We start from the raw sequence: 4,347 nt of genomic DNA, 5'->3' as shown, positions 1-4,347 counted from the left end.
CCGCGCGGTCGTACGCGGCGGTCGCCTCGGCCCACACCCGTTCGGCCGCGCCGGCGGTTGCGGTGGGGGTGGGGTCGAGGTGGCGGGCCTGGCGCAGGATGTCGGTCTCCAGGCGGCGCAGCCCCGGGCCGGGGTCCACGCCCAGCTCATCCACCAGCAGGGCCCGCGCCCGGCGCAGCACGGCCAGCGCGTCGCCCTGACGTCCGCCGCGATACAGCGCGAGCGCGAGCAGCCGCCAGGCCTCCTCGCGCCAGGGATGCCCGGCCGTGTGCGCGTCCAGGTCGGGCACCGCCTCGGCGGCCCGGCCCAGGGCCAGCAGCGCCTCGGCCCGGCGTTCGACCGCGTGCAGCCGCAGCTCGGCCAGGCGGGAGCGCTCGGCGCGGGCCCAGTCCTCGTCGGCGAACTCCGCGTAGGCGGGGCCGCGCCACCACCCCAGCGCCTCCTCCAGCCGCCCGAGCGCGTCCTGCGGAGGCAGCGCCACGGCGGCGGCCACCGCGTGTTCGAAACGCCAGGAGTCCACCGCGTCGGTCTCGGCCCGCAGCGCGTACCCCGGTCCCTCGGTGACCAGCAGCCGCGCGGGGGTGCGGGGCGGCCGGTCGGGTTCCAGCGCGCGGCGCAACGCCGCCACGAACGTCCGTACGGCCCCGAGCGCTCCCGCCGGAGGTTCGTCCCACAGGTCGTCGACCAGGCGGGTGACCGGGACGACGCGCCCGCGCGCGACGATCAGCCGGGCCAGCACGGCACGGTGCCGTGGCCCCTTCAGGGCGATCGCGGCGCCGGCGCCGTCCCAGGCCGTCACCGGCCCCAGCACCCCGAACGCGATCCCCACCTGCGGCTCCCCTCCAGGTCACGGCACCTGTCACGGTAGCGCGCTGACCGGATGCTCATTCACGCCCGGCAGCCTGGGGACACACCCGATCCCGCACAGAAAGGGAACGCGTCATGGCGCCCGTCCTTCCCGATTTCGACTACCTGCGCGTGCCGGTCGCCGACGGTGTGTCGCTGAACACGGCCGTCGCCGGGTCAGGGAGCCCGATCGTGCTGCTGCACGGCTTCCCCCAGACCCACCTCATGTGGCGGCACGTCGCCGCCGACCTGGCCGCCGGCCACACCGTGATCTGCCCCGACCTGCGCGGCTACGGCGACAGCGACAAACCGGCCGAGGCCGGTCCCGAGACCTATTCCAAGCGCACGATGGCCGCCGACGTCGTCGCCCTGGCCCGGGCGCTGGGACACGAGCGGTTCGCGCTGGCCGGGCACGACCGCGGCGCCCTGGTCGCCTTCCGCGCCGGGCTCGACCACCCGGCGGCCGTCAGCCACCTGGCCTGCCTCGACGTGCTGCCCACGCTGGACATGTGGGAGGTGATGCACGGCGCCGCCGCGGCGGTCGGGTTCCACCTGTACCTGATGGCGCAGCCGCCCGGCCTGCCCGAGCGGATGATCGGCGCGAGCGCGGACGCGTTCTTCGGTCACTTCCTCGATCTGTGGACCCTCGACCGAGGGGCGATCCCCGGCGACGTGCGCGCCGCCTACCTGGACGCCTGCCGGAAGGCGGTGCCCTCGATCGTGGCGGACTACCGCGCGTCGGCGGGGATCGACGTGGATCACGACCGGGCGGACCGGGAGGCGGGGAACCGGCTGCGGATGCCGGTGAGCGTGCTCCAGCAGGACTGGGGGGCCGCGCTCGGCTACGACGCCGGGGCGCTGTGGGGTGCCTGGGCCCCCGACCTGGCGCACTCCACGGTCGCCTGCGGGCATTTCATGGCCGAGGAGGCCCCGGCGGTGGTCGCCGGGGCCCTGCGCGCCCTGCTCATCCGCTGAGCCGCGGGGCCTGCCCCGTCGAGTCGCTCAGCAGGCGACGTCGGCGGGCGGGAGCGTCCCGGTGGTGAGGAAGGCGTCGACGGCGCCGTTGAGGCAGGCGTCGCCGAACGACGGGTACGGCGCGTGGGTGTGGGCGTCGATGGTCACCAGCCGCGAGCCGGGGATGTGCGCCGCGACGGCGCGGCTGTTGGCGACCGGGACGGCCACGTCACGCAGCGCCGCGGTCACCAGGACCCCGGGCGCGCGGTTGGCCGACAGCCGCACCGGCTCGTCCTTGATCCGGGGCCAGAAGGCGCACGGCGTGATGTTGGCGTTGGCCGGCCCGAACAACGGATACCGCGCGCTGTAGGAGGCGAGGTCGCGCAGGTAGTCGCGGGCGTCGCGCGGCCAGGGGCCGTCCCCGCACCGGTAGGCGATGTTGGTCGCGGTGTGGTTGTCGGCGGGGACGCCCGGCACCCCGGCGGGCGGCAGCGGCCGGAGGGGGAACGGCACGTACGGCTCCCGCCCGGCGGAGAGGTCGGCGAAGGCCGCCGCGACCAGCCCGAAAGTACGCTCGTCGTAGATGCCGGCGACGAGCAGCGACCCCAGTTCGCCGCCGGTCCAGGCGTGTCCCGCGACGACGAGGGGGCTCGTCGCGGCGCGGCGGATGAGCCCGGTGACGGCGTCGGTGACCTCCTGCGCGGTGGCGCCGAGGCCGTAGTCGGCGTCGCGCGCGGCCGTCCAGGCGGCGAAGGCGGCGGCCCCGGCCTCGAACGCGGGGGTGCGCGCCAGCTCGTACGGCCGCCACGCCGTGTCGCCGTAGGGCGGGCTGTCCAGCACGAACCTGTCCACCCGGCCGGGGAACAGGGTGCTGTAGGTCGCCCCGAGCATCCCCGCGTACGACCCGCCGAGGTAGGAGATCTTCTCCTCGCCGAGCGCGGCCCGGATGACGTCCATGTCGCGGGCCGCGTTCGCCGTCGTGGCGTGGGGCAGGGCCCAGCCGGCGGCGCGCACGCAGTCGCGGGCGTACGCGCGGGCCTCGGCGGCGTCGGCGGGGAAGCTTCCCGGAGTGGCGGTGCGCACCCAGTAACCGCCGGTCTCCTCCAGCTCCTGCCCGCAGCCGATGGGCGTGCTCCGCTCGACGAAGCGCATGTCGAAGCCGATCAGGTCGTATCGGGCCCGCACCTCGGGGGACAGCTGGGGCGCCAGGGCCGACGGCAGCGGCACGCCCGGCCCGCCGGGTCCGCCTCCGGTGGTGAGCAGCACGCCCCGGCGGCGGGCCGGGTCGGTCGCGGGCAGCCGCGAGATCGCGATCGTGATCGTCCGGCCGCGGGGACGGCGGTGGTCGAGCGGCACGGTGACCTCCGCGCAGCGCAGGGCCGGGTCGTCCACGCCCGCGCAGTCGCCCCAGCGCAGCTGCTGCCCGGGAGGCCGCGGCGGGCCCTGCCGTGTGTCCTGCCGCGTGTCCTCGCCCGGACGCGGCTGTGGCGCGAAGGCCGCCGCGCCCTGCACTCCCTGCACGTCCGCCGTCGCCGGGGCCGCCGCCACCGGCGAGAGCAGCACGACCGATGCCACAGTGGTTGCCGTGATCGCCGCGATCCGCGACGCGCCTGCCCAGTCCGCCATGCCGCACACACTGATCAACGGAAGCCGCGCGCGGCAACGGCCCGGGTCCGCGCAGCGGCCGCCGGGGGAGTGCGCGCTGCTCCGGGACGCGGCCCCCGTGCCCGGGCGTGAAACTTTCCCTCGCGCGTGAGACCGTGTCCGGATCGGACGGCCGGCTCCGACGTCCCTTGCGCGGCGGTGCGGCAGGCGCCCGCCGGAGAGGAGCGAACCGTGAAATACATGATCACGCTGTATGGCTCGCAGCAGGACTACGACGCCCTCGAGGGACGGCCGGGCCACACGCCCGCCTGGTCTGCCGACGACGTCGCGGCGATGCACGCGTTCATGACGGAGTGGAACGACGACCTGGTGAAGTCGGGCGAGTTCGTCGACGCCCAGGGCCTGACCGCCCCCGTCCACGCCCGCAGGATCCGGCTGCGCGAGGGCGTCCCCGTCGTCACCGACGGCCCGTACGCCGAGACCGAGGAGGTCCTGGCGGGTTACACGATCGTCGAGTGCGACAGCTTCGACCGGGCGACGCAGATCGCCGCGCGCCTGGCGCACACCCCGCACCCCGAGGGCGCGGCTCTCGCGCACGAGTGGTACGTGGACGTGCGTCCCATCGCCGAGTCGCAGCCCGAGCCGGAGCTGTGACGACGCCTCACGGCGATGCCGAGGACCTGCTGCGCGGCCTGGCGCCGCGGGTCCTCGGCGCGGTCGTGCGGCGGTACGGCCACTTCGACTCCGCCGAGGACGCCGTGCAGGAGGCGCTGCTCGCGGCCGCCGTCCGCTGGCCGGAGGACGGCCTGCCGGACAACCCGATGGGCTGGCTCGTCACCGTCGCCGGCCGCAGGCTCACCGATCTGCTGCGCGCCGAACAGGCCCGGCGCGGCCGGGAGGAGGCCGCCGGCCGACGGGCGCTGCCCGAGTGGCGGGCCGCGC

Annotated in this window: 5 protein-coding genes; 3 read left to right on the top strand and 2 right to left on the bottom strand. The window is 76.1% G+C overall.

Translation table 11 applies throughout. The features are described 5' to 3' along the window. Nucleotides 1–829, bottom strand: an 829-nt coding sequence (locus AB0J39_RS38405) for a BTAD domain-containing putative transcriptional regulator (RefSeq protein ID WP_363473973.1), incomplete at its 3' end; no start/stop codon positions are given. A gap of 113 nt (nucleotides 830–942) precedes the next feature. Between AB0J39_RS38405 and AB0J39_RS38400 the strand changes: the two genes are divergently transcribed. Further along, on the top strand, nucleotides 943–1,821 hold the full coding sequence (locus tag AB0J39_RS38400; protein ID WP_363473971.1) for an alpha/beta hydrolase: 879 nt from the start codon (nucleotides 943–945) through the stop codon (nucleotides 1,819–1,821). Between the two features lie 27 nt (nucleotides 1,822–1,848). On the opposite strand, the gene AB0J39_RS38395 is transcribed toward AB0J39_RS38400, so the two are convergent. Then, on the bottom strand, nucleotides 1,849–3,426 hold the full coding sequence (locus AB0J39_RS38395; protein ID WP_363473969.1) for an alpha/beta fold hydrolase: 1,578 nt from the start codon (nucleotides 3,424–3,426) through the stop codon (nucleotides 1,849–1,851). A 219-nt stretch (nucleotides 3,427–3,645) separates the two neighbouring features. Between AB0J39_RS38395 and AB0J39_RS38390 the strand changes: the two genes are divergently transcribed. Next, entirely contained in the window at nucleotides 3,646–4,059 is a 414-nt protein-coding gene (locus AB0J39_RS38390; RefSeq protein ID WP_363473975.1) for a YciI family protein, read from the top strand. Continuing rightward, the coding region (locus tag AB0J39_RS38385) for a sigma factor (protein ID WP_363473967.1) at nucleotides 4,056–4,347 on the top strand (292 nt) is incomplete at its 3' end. The genes AB0J39_RS38390 and AB0J39_RS38385, both read left to right, overlap by 4 nt.

Origin of the sequence: Microbispora sp. NPDC049633, from assembly GCF_040675265.1 — a bacterium.
GTDB lineage: Bacteria > Actinomycetota > Actinomycetes > Streptosporangiales > Streptosporangiaceae > Microbispora > Microbispora maris.
Note: the sequence above shows the minus strand (reverse complement) of the source record. Positions and strands in the feature narration are given on the sequence as shown.